Below are 19356 nucleotides of genomic sequence, written 5' to 3' on the forward strand. Positions count from 1 at the left end.
AACTCGTATGTAACGAGCTAAGGGAACTTATTTGGACATATTTAACTTGGTTTTAATAGCCATTTTAATTGCGTTAACTGCTTTTTTTGTAACTTCAGAGTTTGCTATTGTTAAAATTCGCAGTTCACGAATTGACCAGTTAATTGAGGAAGGTAATTCGAGTGCTATCTCTGCAAAAAAAGTCATTTCAAATTTAGATGAATATCTTTCAGCTTGTCAATTAGGAATTACGATTACTGCCCTTGCTTTAGGTTGGATTGGGGAATCCACCATTGAGCATTTGCTCACTCCGCTTTTCAATGGACTAGAAATTCCTGAAGGTGTTTCCCACGTACTATCCATTGGGATTGCGTTTGCGACCATTACATTTTTACATGTTGTCGTAGGAGAACTGGCACCTAAAACACTGGCTATACAAAAAGCTGAATTGATTACTCTGGTTATGTCGCGGCCTCTAATCCTCTTTTATAAAGTGATGTATCCGTTTATTTGGTTATTAAATGGGTCTGCACGTATTGTAACGAGTATTTTTGGTCTTAAACCAGTATCTGAAAGCGAAATGGCACATACAGAGGAAGAGCTTCGAATTATCCTCTCAGAAAGCTATAAAAGTGGCGAAATTAACCAATCTGAGTTTAAGTATGTAAATAAAATTTTTGAATTTGATAACCGAATTGCCAAAGAAATTATGGTACCAAGAACAGAAATCGTTTCATTATCAAAAGAGGATACTCTCGATACTTTTCTAGAAGTGATTCGTGAAGAAAAGTATACGAGATATCCAATTATTGATGGTGATAAAGACCATATTATTGGTTTAGTAAATATTAAGGAAATGGTGACGGATTTAATCAGTAAAGAGACCTTGTCTACGAAAACACTTGAACATTATACTCGTCCGATCATTAGAGTAATTGAAACGATACCAATCCATGATTTGCTTGTAAAAATGCAGAAAGATCGAATGCACATGGCTATTTTAATGGATGAATATGGCGGTACCTCTGGCCTGGTCACGGTTGAAGATATCCTTGAGGAGATTGTTGGTGAAATCCGGGATGAATTTGATTCGGATGAGATTCCAATGATACGTAAAATTAAGGAGAACCATTATATTATAGATTCAAAAGTCTTAGTCACAGAAGTGAATGATTTGTTGGGCGTCGATATTGATGATGAAGATATCGACACCATTGGCGGCTGGATATTAACAGAGAATTACGAGGCCAAAGAAGGAGACTCCATTCATCACGATTCCTACGCCTTTAAAATACTTGATATGGAAGAACACCATATCAAGTATATCGAGGTAACAAGGATTGTAAATGAGGAAGTTAGTACGAATAATATAGCTTTGCCTCAAACAGAAGTACTCTCTTAAAAACAGATCCCTGAGGTCTGTTTTTTTTTTTGTAATAAAATTGTAATATTCTCCCTAAAATCCAATCACCTTCACCCTTCTAATCATATTCTAAAACTAAAGGAGGGAGAAATTACGATGGAATTAATTTTCTTATTCTTAGCGGCAATACTTTCTGGATTTGTTTTAATGAGTGTAGAACTGGTATCATTTTTAAGCTTCTTAGGTCCAATTTTTGATATCGTTGGCTCATTAGCAATGATTATTTTTTCTTTAGCGTTTATCTATAAGGCGCTTAAAGCACTATTAGGTAGATAAATTGTAAACGATTGCAATCTTATTCAACACATAAAAAAGATCAGTTTAACATATCTGATCTTTTTTTTATTTATCTGTTTTTTAGGATGATGATTTCTTCTTCCGCTTTGGCTAATTTAATCAAGTGTGAATCTAGGCGGCGATTAATATGCTTAATCTCCTCACCATTTCCTAAGTTATTCTCTAACTGTTTTACGACATTGCCTTGCACGTCTTCAATACGCTGCAGTGATTCTTTTATATCTGATAAGTCAATTTGATTAACCTCAACTCGGTGCTCAATTCTGTCCATTTGCTCCAACCGGGAAAGTCTATGTTCGATGTTTTCTAATGTTTTATTAAATGTATTTATTAGTGTTTTAATATCAGAAATGTTCTCCGTTAATTTATCAAGTTTTTGCTCCATAGTTAGAATCTCCCTTTTCGTATTAAATCCATTTTATCACCTTTAACACTTTGAATATGTTACAAATTCTAAAACATTACTAAACGGTATTTTTTAGTATCCACTTTTGATGACGTTTATTGCGGAAATATGAACATTTTTTAAATTAACCTTTATGACAGAGTTTCTTGTGAAAAATATCACATGCAAATCTAATAAAAAGACTTAATCTAATATCATAAGAAATGATTAACATTTCTTTTTAATTTACATTTTTTAATCTATTTATGACGATTACCATTTTGAAAAGGTTGGTGCATTTATATGTTACTTTCTATTGATGAAAAAGCTGCAAAGTGGTTTACGAATGAATTCGAGATTAATACTGTGAGAATGTATCCGCAATATGATGGTTTTGGTGAAAAACACAAGGGCTTCAGCCTCGCGTTTTCGGCAGAATCACCATCAAATATCGGCATTACCAAAGAAATAAATGGTATTAACTTCTATGTAGAAGGAAATGATGTATGGTTTTTCGAGGATACTGAAACTTGTTTATCCTATAACGAAGAAATGAAAGAAATCCAAATAAGCTTTAAAGAAACATTTGCAATTAACTAATTCTTCTCCAATATTATTTCCTTAGGGCACCCATGATAAATGGCTGCCCTATTTCCTATTTTATTAGTATACTTAAATTACATGATTAAAATCAGAATAAAATGCGATCTGCATTGGAATAATGTAAGCGCCTATATAATAAAATGTGTGAGCAGTATGGCTCCTAACCTACGTAGAGGGGGTTGGACAATATGGAACATTGGTTTACAATTATTTTTACTTTCCTTGGGACTGGGATTGGAGGATATACAGGTTACGTAATAATACAAAAATACTATAAAAAACCTGTAGATAAAACTACAGAGTTTAAAAATGACTCACAAATTAATCTGCAAGAAGCACAAAACTATCCAATCATTGATATAACCATTGACCAGGTTCGGAAAGCTGTGAGGCAATTCTCAGATAATCTGCCAAAAGGTGTATACAGAACAATCATTGTACAAGATGATAACAGTATTGATTTTAAACAACTCGCAAATATTTTAGGCGGGGTCCCTTCTAAAAAGTTTTATATGTCTAAAGAAACCTATGATTTGTTTGAGGAAAACGAAATGAAAATACCAGTCGAAATGGACATTGTACAAAAGGCAGTAGATTTATATGTTAATGAACAAAAGGAATATCCTATGCTGCGATTTGACCCTCAGCGAAGAGTGAACTATTACCAATTGGTTCAAGAAAAATATTTGAAATCTACTCCTGTAATACAGTTCTATATTACTGAAATGGATGGACTCATAACTCATATTCCACCTAAGAAAAAGAAAGTGGAAAACTCTTCTCAGTAACATGAGAGGAGTTTTTTTTTGCTTTTTTTGATGTTATTGAGATAATATCAATAAACAACCATATTTTCGTAAAAATGAGGGATACACAGATGTCGAAGAAAAAGAATAAATCGCAGCATTTAGCGACGATTTCTCTAGCTGTTATGGGAGCAGGTTTTATTGTTACATTCCCTTTTCAGGATTCCCTTTGGGGAACAATCCTTCAGGGAGGATTTGAAGCAGGTTTGGTTGGCGGTCTTGCAGATTGGTTCGCGGTTACCGCGTTATTTCGCCACCCTCTAGGTTTACCTATACCGCATACGGCACTTTTACCAAAAAACCGTAAGAGAATTATTGCTGCCATTATTTCAATGCTTGAAAATGATTGGCTGACGAAAGAAAGTATTAGAAAGAAAGTATCAAGCATTCCTTTTACTGAAAAACTCTTTAACTTTGCTGAGCAAGCTATCACTGGGCAGCAGGTCAGGAATGTTACGATTAAGCTAATCCAGCATTTGCTTCTTTCGGTTGATAGTAAAAAATTAGCCCCCATTATTGAAAGCGAATTGAAAGTGAAGCTAAAAGATTTAGATGCAAGTAAGTATCTTCCTGTCATTATTGATCAACTATTAAAACGGAAATATGATGAAAAAGCACTTGATTTTGTCCTAAAGGAAATCGATGATTGGTCTAAAAAGGAAAGTACAAAGGAAAGACTTGGTAGGATGGCAGTGGATGCTCTAGAAAATATTAAAGCGGATGGTTTTATGCAATTTGCTTTAAAATCCTTTACGAATATTGTGAATGAGGAAAAATTAGGCAGTATCATTCAGGGTCTGATTCAAAAGGGTGTACAAAGCTTTGGGGATCCATTTAATCAAAATAGGCAAACGTTACTTTTTCATATAAACACAAAGCTACAAGATATTAAAACCGATGAAAACCTGGTTTTAGAAATAAATAATATAAAAGAACAAATGATATCCCACTGGCACTTAGAGGATAAAATCACTGATTTTATTGAACAACTAAAAGAAAAGGCGATTTCCCTAATTGAATTACCTGATTTTTATGAGGACTATCTCCTTCCTCATTTAACCAAGGCACTGGAGAGTTTAAAAACAGATCATGAAAAAGTAAATGCTATTGAATCTTGGATTCAGCAGCAAATTTCCATTTTTGTCGATAACAATCATTCGAAGGTTGGAAAGCTTGTGGAAGAAAACTTAGAAAAATTGGATAATAAAACTCTTATTCATATGATTGAAAACAATGTTGGAAAAGATCTTCAATGGATTCGTGTAAACGGTGCTGTCTGTGGCTTTCTTATCGGGCTTGTATTAGTGGGCTTAAAATTGATTTTTTAAAGATTAAGGTAATAGCTGCAGGACATTTTTCTCTGCAGCTTAATTTTTAGGTTTCCAAAGTTGTTCAAAAAGAATTGCAAGTAATGTACCGATTAATAAACCATTTTTACCTATATGTTGAATGATATATGGTAGACCGTTAAAGATATCATCTGGTAGAAACATAATTCCTATTCCAAATAGTAACGCTGTTCCAATAATGGTAATATTCCTGTCATTTAATGGCTGTTTTGTCAGTGAGCGAAATGCTATCCCAAACATCTCGATTAGAGTTGCCAAAAGGGCTGCACTTGCGACGGGTAATGGTAAAGAAGCCAATAAGCCAACGACACTCGGAAACAATGAAATCATTACCATAATCCCACAAGCAAACAGAAAAGGAATAATTCGATATTGTTTTGTTAATCTTACAAAGCCAGATGTGGCTGGTAAAGGTACAACCGCAATTGTTGAGAAAACAGCAGAAAAAAGGTGAGAAACTCCACCTATACAAGTTCCCAGATTAAGCCTATTCCGAAATTGTCCTTTATTATTGGGAATTGCTTCCTCTGCAGCGGTAATGGCGGCAAATGTATTAGACATAAGTAAAAATGTAAATAAAATAGCAGTAACTGAGACACTCCCAGATATTATGGGCAAGCCCCACGGGAAAATTTCTGGTAATTTGATGATATCTGTTGATAATATTGAGACGCTTTGATTACCTTTTCCAGAAATAAGGAATACGATCCAACCTGCCAAGATTCCTAATAAGATTGCATAATTTTTTAACCATCCCTTTGCTTTAGATGATAGTACAATGATAAAGAAAAATGTAAAAATAGCTAGGATAAAGCTCACCACATCCATATGACCAGTGTCACTATCCTTTAACACCATTCCCTTTAGAAAGACAGCACTCAACTGGATGGCTAAAATTAATAGAAATGTGCCTGTTACAATAGGTGAAAAGAGAAACAGGAAATGTTGAACCCACTTTGTTATCCCTAATAGAAGTAATAATAATCCAGCAATGATTAACCCCCACTCGAGCGTTCGTAAAGTCTCTTCCAATGTCAACCCTTGCTGTGTCCCAATACTCGCGAAGATCACAAAAATACTAACCCAGGAACCAGCTGGGCCATCTACTATCGGATATTTATGACCAAACTTCCCTTGTATAAAAGAACTCAATCCTACGATAAAAAACGTTCTCTGCATTAAATCTGATATTTCTGCTACAGAGAGTTGAAATACATTTCCAATTACAATTGGCAGCGCAATTGAATTGGCTAGCAAATAGATAAACCATTGAAACACACTTAGATATTTGTTTTTAGTATTCATCAATTATTCGGTAACCTTTCAAATTTCAATAATATCAATGTCCATTATCATATTGGGATAGCACCTGACCTTCTCAATTATAAGCATAATATAATTAATTGTTAAGCTAATGAAAGGGTTCCCATACCTTATTAGCCATCTTGCCCAAAAATCTTCTTAGTTTTTTAGGCATTATGCATAATAAATTGTGACCAAATCATCCCAAATACTACTAAAGGATATGTAGACTTGATTTCATTTGAGCATGTTGTACAATAAGTGGTGATGAAATGATAATTTAGGATGTGTAAAAATTGTTGACCGTAAAGGACCTTTTTGAAATTAAAGCCATTGATGGATTAAAACTAGTGGGTGGGGAAAAAGGAATTAATAATGAGATAGCCATTGTAAATATTATTGAAAATCCTGAGGTGTTCGACTGGCTTTCACCAAATGAACTGCTTTTATCAACGGGCTATATCTTTAAAGACAATGTAGAATTACAAAATAGAATCATTCAAGAGCTTGCTCAAATTAACTGTGCTGGTCTAGTTGTTAAAATGAAAAGATACTTTGATAAACTCCCACAGAATATGATTGATGAAGCAAACAGGCTTGGATTACCTTTACTAGAGTTGCCATTTGAATATACATTATCAAGGGTCATCTCGATTATTAATGAAAAAGCATCAGGGAGATACGATTTACTAAATAGAAAAACCCTAGACATACATAATTTATTTTTTAGAATTACGCTTGAAGGCGGTGGAATTGATAGAATTTTATCGATGTTATCTGAGACGATTAATAACCCTATTATTTTTGTAAATGAAGATTGGCATCTAGTGGACTTTACAGAACATATGAATAATAAAGTTCCGCTTTCATACTGTCTTGACCTGGTAAAAAATAGATCGGCATTTCCAAAAGAATTCATTGACTCTATACCAAAAAATATTAGTGAAATGAAAAAGACCATAAAAAGAATTTTTTACTTAGATGGCATGGAAATAAATTGCCGAATTTTGCCTGTTGCCGCAGCAAGCTATATTTATGGGTATATAATTGTGTGGCAAACTGTAAGTGAGCTAACTGAATTTGATTTCATTATTTTAGAGCAAGCCTCAACAAACATTGCACTTGAGAGGATAAAAGCCAAAGAAATAGAAGAAGTGAAATTAAAAATTCGACAGGACTTTTTCGATGATTTGCTTACAGGAAAAATAACCTCTAGTGAAACCATTCATACTCTAAGTGAAATGCATGGACTTCATGCAAACTATATGTATTACTGTATTGTGATTAATATACAATCAGATGAGTTCGAGCATTATGAGGATATGGTGGCCAGAAGAGTTAGCTTGGAGAATAAAGCTAGAAAATGTGTGGAGCTAATTTATGATTACGCTAATAAAGCAGACGGAGAGGTTACCTGCTTTCATAGAAATAATCGCATCATTATCTTAATTGGTCAGCATGAAAACCGGCCACCGGTTTCTGTTTCCGAAGCGAAACAATACACTAATAACCTATACAGTAAACTGAATAAACAAATTAATAATTCTACCTTCTTAATCGGAATTGGTCGACAGTATACATCGATTCGTTCACTTCATAAAAGCTTTTCGGAGGCAAACGAATCGATAAGATTAATGCAAAAATTCGAAAACAGTGGCGGAGTATCCCATTTTGAAGATCATTCTATTTATCACTTTTTAGATTCAAATATTAAAGACATGGAACTCGAAGAATTTTTTATGAAGCGGCTCGGAAAGGTTTATGAACACGACCAGTTACATGGAACGAGCTACATTATTACGTTAGAAAATTATTTTCAAAATAACATCAATATCAGTGAAACAGCAAAAGCGATGTTCTTGCATCGGAATACACTCATCTATAGAATCGAGAAAATCAAAGAAATATTAAATTCTGATTTAAAAAATTCAGAGGAACTGCTTCAAACACAACTGGCATTAAAGATTTTTAGGCTGTTAAATAAGAAACTTCATACAGATTCATAAGGAATCGAAGCCCCGTTAATTCATAACTAACGGGGCATTTCATTTATAATTGGCCTGAAACTATTTTACCTTTAAACATAACAGCCTCACGCTTGGGTGTTCTTGCTACTGCTTCTGCTGAACAGGATGCATTGACTAGAATAAGACTTGCTTCATCACCATGAAGCGGCCAGGCAACTTCACCATCCTTATTTAGAGGCGTTGGACCACCTGTTGCCCATTTTAAAGACTGTGCTAATGAACGTTCATCACTTTTTCGAAAAAGTTCACCGAAGCGTGTTACCTTTTCTAATACATCACCTGTGCCAAATGGTCCCCAGGAATCATAGAAACCATCGCAGCCTAAGTATACATTTACTTCTTTTTGATCTAACAAATCGATTGGCGGAAGTGTCCTATTAATAGGTATCGTAGACATGATTGACATACCTGCTGCGCTCAATTTATCTGCGATTTCCTCCTGTTGTGCTACTAGTACTTCTCCTAAACAAAATGCGTGACTAACTGCAGCCCGCTTGTACCATTTTGCTTCTTCTACCATTTCTACAAATTTATCAACTGTATAAAAGCCGACATGTCCATGATCATGTAAATGAATATCAATATCAGCATCAAATTCTGTCGCAAGATTTATCACTTCATATAGGGATTTTTCAATGTTGCGGTCGATTCCTGCTGGGTCTAGCCCTCCTACAAGGTTAGCTCCTGTTCTCATTGCTTCTTTCATCAACGGAATGACATTTTCTCTTAATAATCCATGTTGTGGGAAAGCTACGATTTCATAAGTTAGTTTATCAGAATAATCCTCAAGCGCTGCTTTCACACCCTCAAGATTTTTCAAACCAATATAAGGATCGATATTTACATGTGATCGAATGTGTGTCGATCCTTGAGAAAGAAGCAATTCAATCATAGCACTTGCACGCTGTTTTGTTGTTGGCGCTAAAACCTCAAGCTCCATCGCTTCTAATCGCAACCGTTCTTCTAAATTTTTAGCAGGTATAGGTGCCTTCCAATCAAGCGAAAGATAAGTTTTATCTAAATGATTGTGCATTTCTTTAAAAGTTGGTAATGCCAAAAAGCCTTTCCCATCCTTCGTCTTTTCACTTGGTTGAATGGCAAAGCTATTACTCTGCTTTTCTACAATTCTTCCGTCCTCAATTTTCAAGTGGAAAAGCTCTGTTTTTGTTTCGTAAGTACCTTTTTCATCTTGTATATATCCAGTTTCTAATCTTACATTTGTTAACCAATATGGAGTGGTCATTCTATTTCCTCCTTTATATCTGCACCGAATTTGATTCTGTTAGCTTGCTTTCTACCTTTTTCCCTTTATAGAATACTGATTCTACAGAAGCTCTCCTTGCGACTGCTTCAGCAGAACAGGATGCGTTTACTAGCATCATCGTTGCATCATCGCCAACCTTCGGCCAGACTCGCTCACCTTTTTCATTTAGTGGTGTTACACCGCCTGTTCCGTATTTTAAGGTTGATGATAGAGAATATTCGTCAGACAATCGGAATCGTTCCGCTAGAATGCCAAGCTTTTGAATCGTATTCCCTGTTCCAAATGGGGACCAATGATCCGTAATACTGTCATGTCCCACAGAAACTTGAATTCCAAACTTGTCTAGAGTTGGAATTGGAATTGTAGGCCGATTTACTGGGACAGTTGAAGTAATATCAATCTCTTGATCTTTTAATATCGTAATAATCTCTGTGAGTTCTTCCCCATGTAAGTCACCTAGTGCATTGGCATGGCTGATTGTTGCCCGCCCTTTCAGACCCGCTTCTTTCGTATATTGTGCCATTCGTTCAAATGTAAATGCTCCTAAAGTGTTGGGATCATGTAAATGGAGATCTACACCTTTATTGTTTTCAACGGCAATTTCAAAAATAGTATATAAAGATTTTTCGATATTACGGTCTACGGTTGCTGGGTCAACGCCGCCAACTAATGTAGCCCCATTTTTCATTGCATCTCGAATCAATTGAACAGAGTCACTTTTTAATAAGCCATGCTGCGGGAAAGCAACGATTTCATAGCTTAATACATCCTCATATTTTTTCAAAGCATTTACTGTTGCCTCTAAATTTTTGAGGCCAATTACAGGATCCACATTACAATGAGTCCGAATATGGGTATGACCATTTTTCAAATACAATTCAATCATTTTCTCTGCTCTTTCTTGTGCAGTTGGCAGCAACTTCGGCAGCAGTTCTTTTTCCTCTTCTAACCGAGTAAATATGCCTTTTGTGAGTGGAGTACAAGCCTTCCATGGTCCTCCGTAGTATGTTTTATCGATGTGAATATGCATATCTCGTAACGATGGAAGAAGGAGTTGTTGGCAGGCCTCAACCTGTTTTTCTTCTATATTTTTTGGGTATACATTTGTAATCTCGACAATTTTTCCATCTTGGATTTTTAAATGGCAAATTTCCGTCTCGGTACCAGTAATACGATCATTATCGTACTTGAAACCCTTTTCTAAACGGACATTTGTCAGCCAAAAAGTAGTCATGGCAATTCCTCCTATTGTTGAAATAGGAAAAGTACTTTTTTATGCAAAAGTACTTTCCCATTGAATATAAAACCTCATTTATTTAATCACTACATCATCAATCATAAGGTAGTTTGCTGCGTTTAACCAAAAACCACTAACGTTTTTACTATGAGCCGCTAAATGCTCGTAGTTACGAATTGGAATATAAACCGCGTCGTCCATTTCAATTTGCATAACTTCTTCATATAGCTTTAAACGTTTAGCTTCATCTGTTTCTTGACGTGCTGCTTCAATTTTCTCATCTACCTCTGGATTACTGTAGTAGAAATGGTTACCTGCAGGCCCCTGTGATGCAGTGTGGAATAAATTATACTGGTTATAGTCTCCGTCACCAGTTGCATTTCCCCAACCGTTGATTACCATTTCATGTTCGCCATTATTGATCATTTCAATAAATGCACCGTATTCCATTACTTGAATTTCTACATTTACTCCGATCCCTTTTAATTGAGATTGGATTACTTCTGCCATGTTAACTCGTTCTTTTCGATCACTTGTTAATAATTTAATTTTCAAACCATTTTCATATCCAGCTTCTTTTAACAATTGCTTTGCTTCATTCAAATCATAATCATAAGGCTTAACCTTGTCGCTATATCCTAATACCTTAGGGCTCATCGCCACGTTTGCGAGTGTTCCTACATTATTATATACACCTTTAATAATAGCTTCTCTTTCAATCGCATGGCTGATTGCTTTACGGACTTTTACATCATCAAATGGCTTTTTCTTTGTATTAAATCCAAGATATTCGACAGCTAGTCCTTCTGTACGATAGAGACCCATTGTATCGGAAGCTTCGATTCGTTCAATTTCAGTTACCGGTACTTGGTCGTTGATATGTGCTTCACCCGTTTCAATCATTGCAAGACGTGTAGCATCCTCTGGAACGACCTTAAACACGACAGAATCGATATTAGGTTTCTTGCCCCAGTAATTTTCATTCCTCTTTAGTGAAATTTCTTGTCCACTCTTCCACTCTCCAAACACGAATGGGCCAGTACCAACTGGATGCTCAGCTAGTTTTTCAGGATTTTCAGCTAAAGCTTTTGGGCTAATGATGCTGCCCTCCTGACTTGCCAAAATAGATAGTAGCGGTGCATAAGGGTAGGCAAGCAATAATTGTACAGTGTATTCATCTATTACTTTTACTTCTGTAATCATTTCAAATTTCGTCCGTTGCGGTGATCCTGTATTTGGATCTAATAAACGATCAAATGTCGCTTTTACTGCCTCTGCGTTAAATGGTGTTCCATCATGGAATGTTACATCATCTCTTAATTTGAATTCCCAAGTCGTATCATTTACTACTGTCCATTCTTTTGCCAAAAGCGGTTGAATTTTAAAATCCTTATCCGGTACGACAAGTCCCTGATAAACCTTTTGGTAAATAATGTTTGCTGATGGGATATCGGTAATAAAATGTGGGTCTAGCTTGGTTGCGTCAGAAAGTCGAACCACTGTTAATGTTCCACCCTCTTTTGTTTCTTCTTTGTTGCCTGCAGCTTCATTAGAAGAATTTGATTTTGTCGAACATGCTTGAACAACTAGAAGCAATAATCCTACTAATACTAATAAAATGACATTTTTTATGGATCGTTTTTTTCTCTCCATTCCTCGCCTCTCCTTTGTGTATATTTATAGGATTCTCATTTTAAAAGGAAAAAGTTTTCTGAGTTCCTTTGAAATCCTTATCTGAATTATAGAAGATGATTCACTGGAATATTTACAGAATATTTACAAGAATTTAAACTATTTTGACAAAAAAATTAAAAAATATTTACTTTCCCATTAATTTTGATAATTTTGTACATATCTCAAAAAATTAATAGTTTCTGAGAGGAGGATTATAACAGCTAGAAATGACATCATTCTTTCAATAAAAATTAAGGAGGGTTTTACATGACACTAGAAGCAAAAACCGAACAACCAGTTGTAATTACACAAACAATGAATCAACCGAAAGAATCTAAAATAAAAGATTTCTTATCTATTTTAACCATGAACAAAGCTGCAATGGTCGGTGCTATCATCATTCTTTTCTATATATTTGTCGCACTCTTCGCACCCTTACTTGCCCCCTATGATCCATATGAAATAAATTTAGAAAATAAATTAATACCTCCCTCAACAGATCACTGGATGGGTACAGATGATAAAGGAAGGGATATTCTAAGCAGAATCCTATATGGTTCTAGACTTTCGATGGGTATTGGAATAACTGCTGTAATCTTTGGTGCTTTCTTTGGAATTATTTTTGGACTTATCGCAGGCTACTACGGAAAATGGATTGATTCAACCATAATGAGGATCATGGATATTCTCTTGGCTTTCCCTGGTATTTTACTTGCTTTAGCTATCATTAGTACACTTGGACCTGGTTTAATTAATGTAACGATAGCCGTCGGCGCATACTCAATTCCATTATTCGCTAGGATTGTCCGCGGCTCAACATTGGAAGTGAAACGACTTGAATATATTGACGCCGTCCGTTCACTTGGAGCAGATGATTTAACGATCATTTTTAAACATATTTTACCCAATATTCTTTCACCTATTATTGTACAAGGAACACTAAGACTAGCTACCGTCATTCTATCAGCAGCCGGTTTATCATTCCTTGGTCTAGGTGCCCAGCCACCATCTCCAGAGTGGGGAACGATGTTAAGCAGCGGCAGGGATTTCTTATTTTCTGCACCTTATATCGCCATATTTCCAGGACTGGCTATTTCTATACTAGTTTTAGGCTTTAATATTTTTGGAGATGGATTACGCGATGCTTTTGATCCAAGAATGAAGAAATAGGGAGGTATATTAGATGTTGATGTTTATAGTACGCCGATTACTGCAAACCATTCCGGTCATTATAGGGGTAACCTTTGTCGTATTCTTTATAATGCAGTTAGTTCCAGGTGACCCAGCTGTCTTACTTGCTGGTGAAGGAGCCTCAAAGGAAACCATTGAAGCCATACGGGATCAATTAGGTTTAAATAGACCATTATTGGTACAATATTTCGATTACTTAACGAGCGTTTTTCGTGGAGATTTTGGAGTATCACTTAAGAATAGTCAGCCAGTCCTAGATGAAATATTAGTGAGATTACCTATTACCGTTGAGCTTTCCTTTTTTAGTATTCTTATAACCATTGTTTTAGGGATGGCTGCTGGTATTATTTCTGCGATTAAGCCTTATTCCCTAAAAGATACAACAGTAATGATTGTAGCCTTATTAGGTATTTCATTACCAAGCTTTTGGTTTGGTTTAATGTTAATGTATTTCTTCTCAGTAAAACTGCAAATCCTCCCTGTTGCTGGCTGGGATAGCATTCTTCATGTTATCCTGCCTGCTCTGACATTAGGTGCAGGGGGTGCTGCCATTGTAGCCCGTATGACAAGATCAAGTATGCTCGAAGTTATTCGTCAGGATTATATCCGAACAGCTCGTGCTAAAGGGGTACGTGAAAGTGTAATTATTTATAAGCATGGATTACGTAATGCTTTAATTCCAGTTATTACAGTAGTTGGTTTACAATTCGGAGCTTTACTTGGCGGGACAGTTCTGGTTGAATCCATCTTCGCTATTAATGGACTAGGAAGAATGATTGTCGACTCGATTCGAATGAGGGATTTACCAATGGTTCAAGGCGGGGTATTAGTAGCCTCTCTTGTTTTCGTCGTGGTAAATTTGATTGTCGATGTACTATACCGATTCTTTAATAAACGGATTGAATTAAATTAACAGGAGGTGAATGTGATGACGGAGAGTAACAAACCGATTTTAGAGGTAAAAGGATTAAAAACACATTTCTTTACAAAGCGCGGGGTAAGTAAGGCGGTTGATGGCATCGATTTTAGTTTGCATAAAGGGGAAACCTTAGGAATTGTCGGTGAATCCGGCTGTGGGAAAAGTATAACATCTCTTTCCATTCTGCGTTTAATCCCCTCCCCTCCTGGGAAAATAGCGGGCGGACAAGTTTTGTTTAAAGGAAAAGATTTAGTGACAATATCTGAAGACGAAATGAGAAGGGTTCGTGGTAATGAGATTTCGATGATTTTTCAGGAGCCAATGACTTCATTGAATCCTGTTTTACCGGTTGGAGAACAAATTGCTGAAGCGTTACGAATGCACCAAAACATGGGACGTAAAGCCGCATGGGAAAGGGCAGTCGAAATGTTAAAGCTTGTTGGAATCCCTTCCCCGGAAAAAAGAGCAAAACAAGAGCCTTTCCAATTAAGCGGTGGTATGCGTCAGCGTGTCATGATTGCGATGGCGCTTGCATGTACCCCTGAGGTATTAATTGCAGATGAACCAACAACAGCATTGGATGTAACCATACAAGCTCAAATCCTCGAGTTAATTAAAGACTTGCAAAATAGGCTGGGCATGGGTGTCATAATGATTACCCATGATTTAGGTGTCGTTGCCGAAACTTGTGATACGGTAGCCGTCATGTATGCAGGTAATATAATTGAACATGCACCAACCGAGAAAATTTTTGCTAATCCAAGACATCCATACACACAAGGTTTACTAGATTCACTGCCTAAAATTCACGAAGACCAGGAAGAATTACAAACGATTGAAGGCAGTGTCCCTAGTCCCTACAATATGCCTGCTGGCTGTCGCTTTGCTTCAAGATGCCCTCATCAGCAACCGATTTGTCACGAGCAGCAGCCAGAGCTTATTGAACAAAATGATGGTGTAAAGGTTCGCTGTTGGATGTATACAGATCTATGGACAGTAAAAATGGTAAAAGAGGAGGCTGTAAAATAATGCAGGGTGCAGCAGATAAAAACGTATTATTAGAGGTAGAACATTTAAAGCAATATTTTCCTGTTAAAACAGACTCCCTTTTCAAGCCCAAAGCCTATGTACAAGCAGTAGACGACATCTTCTTCAAGCTATATGAAGGTGAGACTTTAAGTATTGTAGGTGAATCTGGCTGCGGAAAATCCACAACTGGCCGCGCGATTTTAAGACTTGATGAACCTACAGCTGGAAGAGTTTATTATTCAGGGACAAACATTTTAGGATTAAATAAGAAAGAAATGAGAAAGCTTAGAGGAGATTTACAGGTTATATTTCAGGATCCTTTTGCTTCTCTAAATCCAAGACAAACCGTTAAGCAAATTTTAAATGAAGCCATGGCCATCCAAGATGTAGTGGAAAAGTCAAAAAGAATGGATCGAATGTTCGAACTACTTGGCTATGTGGGGCTTCCCCCAGAGGCACTTGACCGCTACCCTCACGAATTCAGCGGCGGTCAGCGCCAACGTATTGGAATTGCCAGAGCCCTTGCAGTTAATCCTAAACTAATAATCTGCGATGAAGCTGTTTCGGCCTTGGATGTATCTGTTCAGGCACAAGTTTTAAATCTACTAAAGAAACTGCAAAAACAGTTTGGACTTACCTTTTTATTTATCTCTCACGATTTGAGTGTAGTCAGACATATTTCAGATCGTGTCATGGTTATGTACCTAGGGAAAGTCGTTGAGATTGCAGATAAAAAAGATTTATTTGATACACCGCTGCATCCATATACACGTGCTTTGCTATCATCGATTCCTGTCCCAAATCCAGAATTAAAACGGGAGCGGATCATCTTAAAAGGAGACGTCCCCTCTCCTATTAATCCGCCAAACGGCTGCAGATTCCATACCCGTTGTCCATTTGTAACAGAGAAATGTAAAACGGAAGAACCAGCTTTAAGAGAATTGGATACAAATCATATGGTCAGCTGTCATTACGCAGAAAATTTTAAGTAACAGTGTTTTATTATTAAAAGATATTACGGTAAAATATTATATTAAAAAAGGGAGAAGTAACTGACTCCCTTTTTCTTCATATAAAGGAGAATTTCGGTTATGTTAACAGTGGAAGCTTTCTCCCTAAATATAATGATTGCAGCCCTAGTGCCTTTACTAGGGGCCTTTACATTGCTTTTTTTGTTTATTTTTGAAAAGCGAATAGACTTGCTGGAAAAAAAAACACGGGAAATCGCTTTAGAAAGAGAGCTGCAAACTGCCCTCTACAACCAATTGAATCAAGAGATTCAGCCACATTTCTTTTTTAATACATTAAATTCGATCTTAAGCTTAGCAAGGCTCGATCGTAAAACAGAATTGATACGATCGATTGAGACTCTATCAAAGCTGCTTAAATTTAAGTATCAAACAAATAATACTTTTATTACAATCGATGAGGAAATAACCTATGTCAATTATTATTTAGAAATACAAAAAATACGATTTCGGGACAGGCTGCATTATGAATTTTCAATCGATCCAAATGTAAACCAAGCCATTACCATCCCTTTTATTATTCAAACCTTTATCGAAAATGCTTTTAAACATTCTTTTGAGAGATATGTTGGCGAAGCCTTTTTAAAAACAACCATTGAAAAACGGGATAAAGACATCCATATCACAGTGTGGAACAATGCGGTTGAAGGTGCTGAGGAACTCTCACGGGAAAGAGGACTTGGTTTAGTAAATATTACAAAAAGACTGGAGTTATTATTTCCAGATGGTAAAACATCTGTACAATTAATCAACTCAGACAATGGGACAAGTGTTTTAGCTATTTTTCCATTTATACTGAGTTCTGAAATTTAAGGAAGGTGAACATTACGTATGAATATCCTGCTAGTTGATGATGAACCGCTAGAATTAGAGCAGCTCGAGTATTTAATCCTTAAAAAATTTCCAAACTGGAAGATTTTCAAAGCTCAAGATGCTTCCATAGCACTCCAAATCGTTAAGCAGCATGACATCTTTCTTGCATTTCTAGATATTCAGATTCCTGGGAAGAATGGATTGGATTTAGCGAAAGAACTAACAAAAACATATACGCTTGATATTATAATGGTTACTGCTTTTCAAAATTTTGAATATGCTCAAACTTCAATAAGGCTTGGGGTCGTTGATTACATAACCAAACCAATTATTGAAGATGAATTAATGGCCGTATTAAGCAAGTATGAAAGATTAGGGCGTTATTCAGAACAAATTATTAATGCGATAAACATTATTCATGCGGAATATAGTGAAAAATTAACGTTAAATTATTTAGCGTCAAAAATTCATATTAATTCTGCTTATTTAAGCAGAAAATTTCATGAGGAGGTTGGGATGGGCTTTTCCGAGTATTTAAACGAGTTTCGCTTAAAGGAAGCTCAAAGAATGCTCGTTGAGCATCCTGATTTAAGTATTAGTACGGTCTCTGAGAGATGCGGTTTTAACAGCCAGCATTATTTTAGTCAAATTTTCCGAAAAATGACAGGACAATCACCAAGGGATTTTCGCTTAAGGGAGACATTCCATTGAAAAAGAATGATTATCAGTTATATATCAGTGGGGCCATTAAACTCGGGGTAAGCTTTGGAGTTGTTAGTTTATTGGCTCGATGGGTAACAGGAAATACAATCCTTTCATCTCCTGAAACCTTGATTAAATACGGTCTTATCGGTGGAATTGGATACTCACTAGTAGGGGCATTATCTTCTATTTTATTTGGATTTTTAGCAAAAAAAATCCGTGAAAATCACCCTGGTCAGCACACAATCGGAGATGTTCTAAGACAAAAATTAACACCAAACGGATATTGGTTAATGCTAACAGTTCTTATCCTAACAAGCTTTCATTCCTTATTTGTACAAGCTATGGGCGCAGGGATTCTTATTCAGATGATTTTTCCGATTCCTTATTTTATTGGGTTATTGCTTTTTTTAACTTTTTGTTTTTTTATCGGAGGAGCCGGGGGCATGCAGCGCCTTCACCAAGTCGCTGGTGTTAATGTCACCCTGATTTTTGCAGCCGTCATTATTATCCCCGTCTACTTTTATATTCAAGAAGGGGTTTATCCTGTTTATGACGGAATTAAGCTATATCATCCTTATTTATTGTATATAAAGAACACGGATGCCTTTTGGTTTATTTTTACAGCAATCTTTGTCTTTTTTGGTCAAATTTTGATTGACCGTGCTTCATGGCAAAGAATGTTTATCATTCAAAAAGAAAAGGTTCAACTAACCTTTACTTTAACAGGATTAATATGGGCAACCATCCCACTGGCTTTATCCTCCTTGTTAATGATTACAATATTCGGCAGAAGCTTTGAAAATGTTTATTCCTTGTTCTCTGAACTAGTAAACAGAATCCAATCATCTATATTAATCGTCCTATTCGTGGTCTTTGTTTTTAGTTCAATCGCTTCGGCCCTCAGTGCGGAATTGCACGCTACTACTACCCTTTTTGTAAAAAATATAATGGAAATGTTTTTTACTCTAACAAACGATGAGAAATGGAAATACACTTATCTTTTTTCAGGAGCAGTATGTCTATGTTTACTCGTCATTGTCAGTATTCTTACTCCCAGTCCGCTCACGCTATTATTTTTCACTGGGAATATTTATGCGGCGGTGATTAGCCCCATTCTATATATCATCCTTAGTAAAGGTGTTCTTCCTTTCATAGTCCCCTTTTCATCCTTTATTGGAGCTATTGGAGGCTATATTTTTGTAACAAGAACGGAAGACTTTAAAGGAATCTGGCTAAGCTTTACGATTTCAACAGTTCTTTGTTTACTTGTCTTAATCTATAAAACAATAACTAGAAAAAATATTAAGCTACTATAGGGGGCGGTT

18 protein-coding genes are annotated in these 19356 nt (G+C 36.1%); 13 read left to right on the plus strand and 5 right to left on the minus strand.

Going from position 1 to position 19356, the window contains the following annotated elements; translation table 11 throughout:
* Positions 1 to 31: 31 nt before the first annotated feature.
* Together F4694_RS11435 and F4694_RS11440 are read left to right on the plus strand one after the other, a co-directional pair.
* Positions 32 to 1381: a hemolysin family protein gene (locus F4694_RS11435; RefSeq protein ID WP_179597924.1), complete on the plus strand. Its 1350-nt coding sequence runs from the start codon at positions 32 to 34 to the stop codon at positions 1379 to 1381.
* A gap of 117 nt (positions 1382 to 1498) precedes the next feature.
* Complete coding sequence (locus F4694_RS11440; RefSeq protein WP_179597926.1) at positions 1499 to 1678, plus strand: hypothetical protein; 180 nt, start codon at positions 1499 to 1501, stop codon at positions 1676 to 1678.
* Positions 1679 to 1748: 70 nt separating this feature from the next.
* On the opposite strand, the gene F4694_RS11445 is transcribed toward F4694_RS11440, so the two are convergent.
* The gene (locus tag F4694_RS11445; RefSeq protein WP_218895610.1) at positions 1749 to 2084 is read right to left on the minus strand and encodes a hypothetical protein; all 336 of its coding nucleotides are present in this window, start codon (positions 2082 to 2084) and stop codon (positions 1749 to 1751) included.
* 303 nt (positions 2085 to 2387) lie between these two features.
* On the opposite strand from F4694_RS11445, the gene F4694_RS11450 reads away from it, so the two are divergent.
* From F4694_RS11450 to F4694_RS11460, 3 genes are all read left to right on the plus strand, one after another.
* A complete protein-coding gene (locus tag F4694_RS11450) occupies positions 2388 to 2684 on the plus strand; it encodes a HesB/YadR/YfhF family protein (protein ID WP_179597928.1) in 297 nt (98 codons plus the stop codon).
* Positions 2685 to 2875: 191 nt separating this feature from the next.
* Entirely contained in the window at positions 2876 to 3475 is a 600-nt protein-coding gene (locus F4694_RS11455; protein WP_179597931.1) for a DUF3939 domain-containing protein, read from the plus strand.
* An 89-nt stretch (positions 3476 to 3564) separates the two neighbouring features.
* Positions 3565 to 4821, plus strand: coding sequence for a DUF445 domain-containing protein (locus tag F4694_RS11460; protein ID WP_179597933.1), 1257 nt, complete (start codon positions 3565 to 3567; stop codon positions 4819 to 4821).
* 39 nt (positions 4822 to 4860) lie between these two features.
* On the opposite strand, the gene F4694_RS11465 is transcribed toward F4694_RS11460, so the two are convergent.
* Positions 4861 to 6147, minus strand: a complete 1287-nt coding sequence (locus F4694_RS11465; RefSeq protein WP_179598144.1) for a purine/pyrimidine permease — start codon at positions 6145 to 6147, stop codon at positions 4861 to 4863.
* A 293-nt stretch (positions 6148 to 6440) separates the two neighbouring features.
* Between F4694_RS11465 and F4694_RS11470 the strand changes: the two genes are divergently transcribed.
* Positions 6441 to 8150, plus strand: a complete 1710-nt coding sequence (locus tag F4694_RS11470) for a PucR family transcriptional regulator (protein WP_179597935.1) — start codon at positions 6441 to 6443, stop codon at positions 8148 to 8150.
* A 43-nt stretch (positions 8151 to 8193) separates the two neighbouring features.
* On the opposite strand, the gene F4694_RS11475 is transcribed toward F4694_RS11470, so the two are convergent.
* From F4694_RS11475 to F4694_RS11485, 3 genes are all read right to left on the minus strand, one after another.
* Positions 8194 to 9414 (minus strand): amidohydrolase, encoded by a 1221-nt coding sequence (locus F4694_RS11475; RefSeq protein ID WP_179597937.1) that lies wholly within the window; start codon positions 9412 to 9414, stop codon positions 8194 to 8196.
* A 13-nt stretch (positions 9415 to 9427) separates the two neighbouring features.
* Positions 9428 to 10669: an amidohydrolase family protein gene (locus F4694_RS11480; RefSeq protein WP_179597939.1), complete on the minus strand. Its 1242-nt coding sequence runs from the start codon at positions 10667 to 10669 to the stop codon at positions 9428 to 9430.
* 78 nt (positions 10670 to 10747) lie between these two features.
* A complete protein-coding gene (locus tag F4694_RS11485; protein WP_179597941.1) occupies positions 10748 to 12325 on the minus strand; it encodes a glutathione ABC transporter substrate-binding protein in 1578 nt (525 codons plus the stop codon).
* A 336-nt stretch (positions 12326 to 12661) separates the two neighbouring features.
* Here F4694_RS11485 and F4694_RS11490 point away from each other — a divergent pair, with 336 nt between their 5' ends.
* From F4694_RS11490 to F4694_RS11520, 7 genes are all read left to right on the plus strand, one after another.
* Positions 12662 to 13516, plus strand: coding sequence for an ABC transporter permease (locus F4694_RS11490; RefSeq protein ID WP_257029213.1), 855 nt, complete (start codon positions 12662 to 12664; stop codon positions 13514 to 13516).
* Between the two features lie 13 nt (positions 13517 to 13529).
* Positions 13530 to 14450: a nickel ABC transporter permease gene (nikB, locus tag F4694_RS11495; RefSeq protein WP_179597945.1), complete on the plus strand. Its 921-nt coding sequence runs from the start codon at positions 13530 to 13532 to the stop codon at positions 14448 to 14450.
* Between the two features lie 15 nt (positions 14451 to 14465).
* Positions 14466 to 15485, plus strand: coding sequence for an ABC transporter ATP-binding protein (locus tag F4694_RS11500; RefSeq protein WP_179597947.1), 1020 nt, complete (start codon positions 14466 to 14468; stop codon positions 15483 to 15485).
* Positions 15485 to 16477 (plus strand): ABC transporter ATP-binding protein, encoded by a 993-nt coding sequence (locus F4694_RS11505; RefSeq protein WP_179597949.1) that lies wholly within the window; start codon positions 15485 to 15487, stop codon positions 16475 to 16477. The genes F4694_RS11500 and F4694_RS11505 overlap by 1 nt, the downstream gene beginning before the upstream one ends.
* 99 nt (positions 16478 to 16576) lie before the next feature.
* Positions 16577 to 17326 (plus strand): sensor histidine kinase, encoded by a 750-nt coding sequence (locus F4694_RS11510; protein ID WP_179597951.1) that lies wholly within the window; start codon positions 16577 to 16579, stop codon positions 17324 to 17326.
* 18 nt (positions 17327 to 17344) lie between these two features.
* Positions 17345 to 18037, plus strand: a complete 693-nt coding sequence (locus tag F4694_RS11515; protein WP_179597953.1) for a response regulator transcription factor — start codon at positions 17345 to 17347, stop codon at positions 18035 to 18037.
* Entirely contained in the window at positions 18034 to 19347 is a 1314-nt protein-coding gene (locus F4694_RS11520; RefSeq protein ID WP_179597955.1) for a sodium:solute symporter family transporter, read from the plus strand. Before F4694_RS11515 ends, F4694_RS11520 begins: the two co-directional genes overlap by 4 nt.
* Positions 19348 to 19356: the final 9 nt, after the last annotated feature.

The organism is Neobacillus driksii (assembly GCF_013409995.1).
Classification (GTDB): domain Bacteria; phylum Bacillota; class Bacilli; order Bacillales; family Cytobacillaceae; genus Neobacillus; species Neobacillus driksii.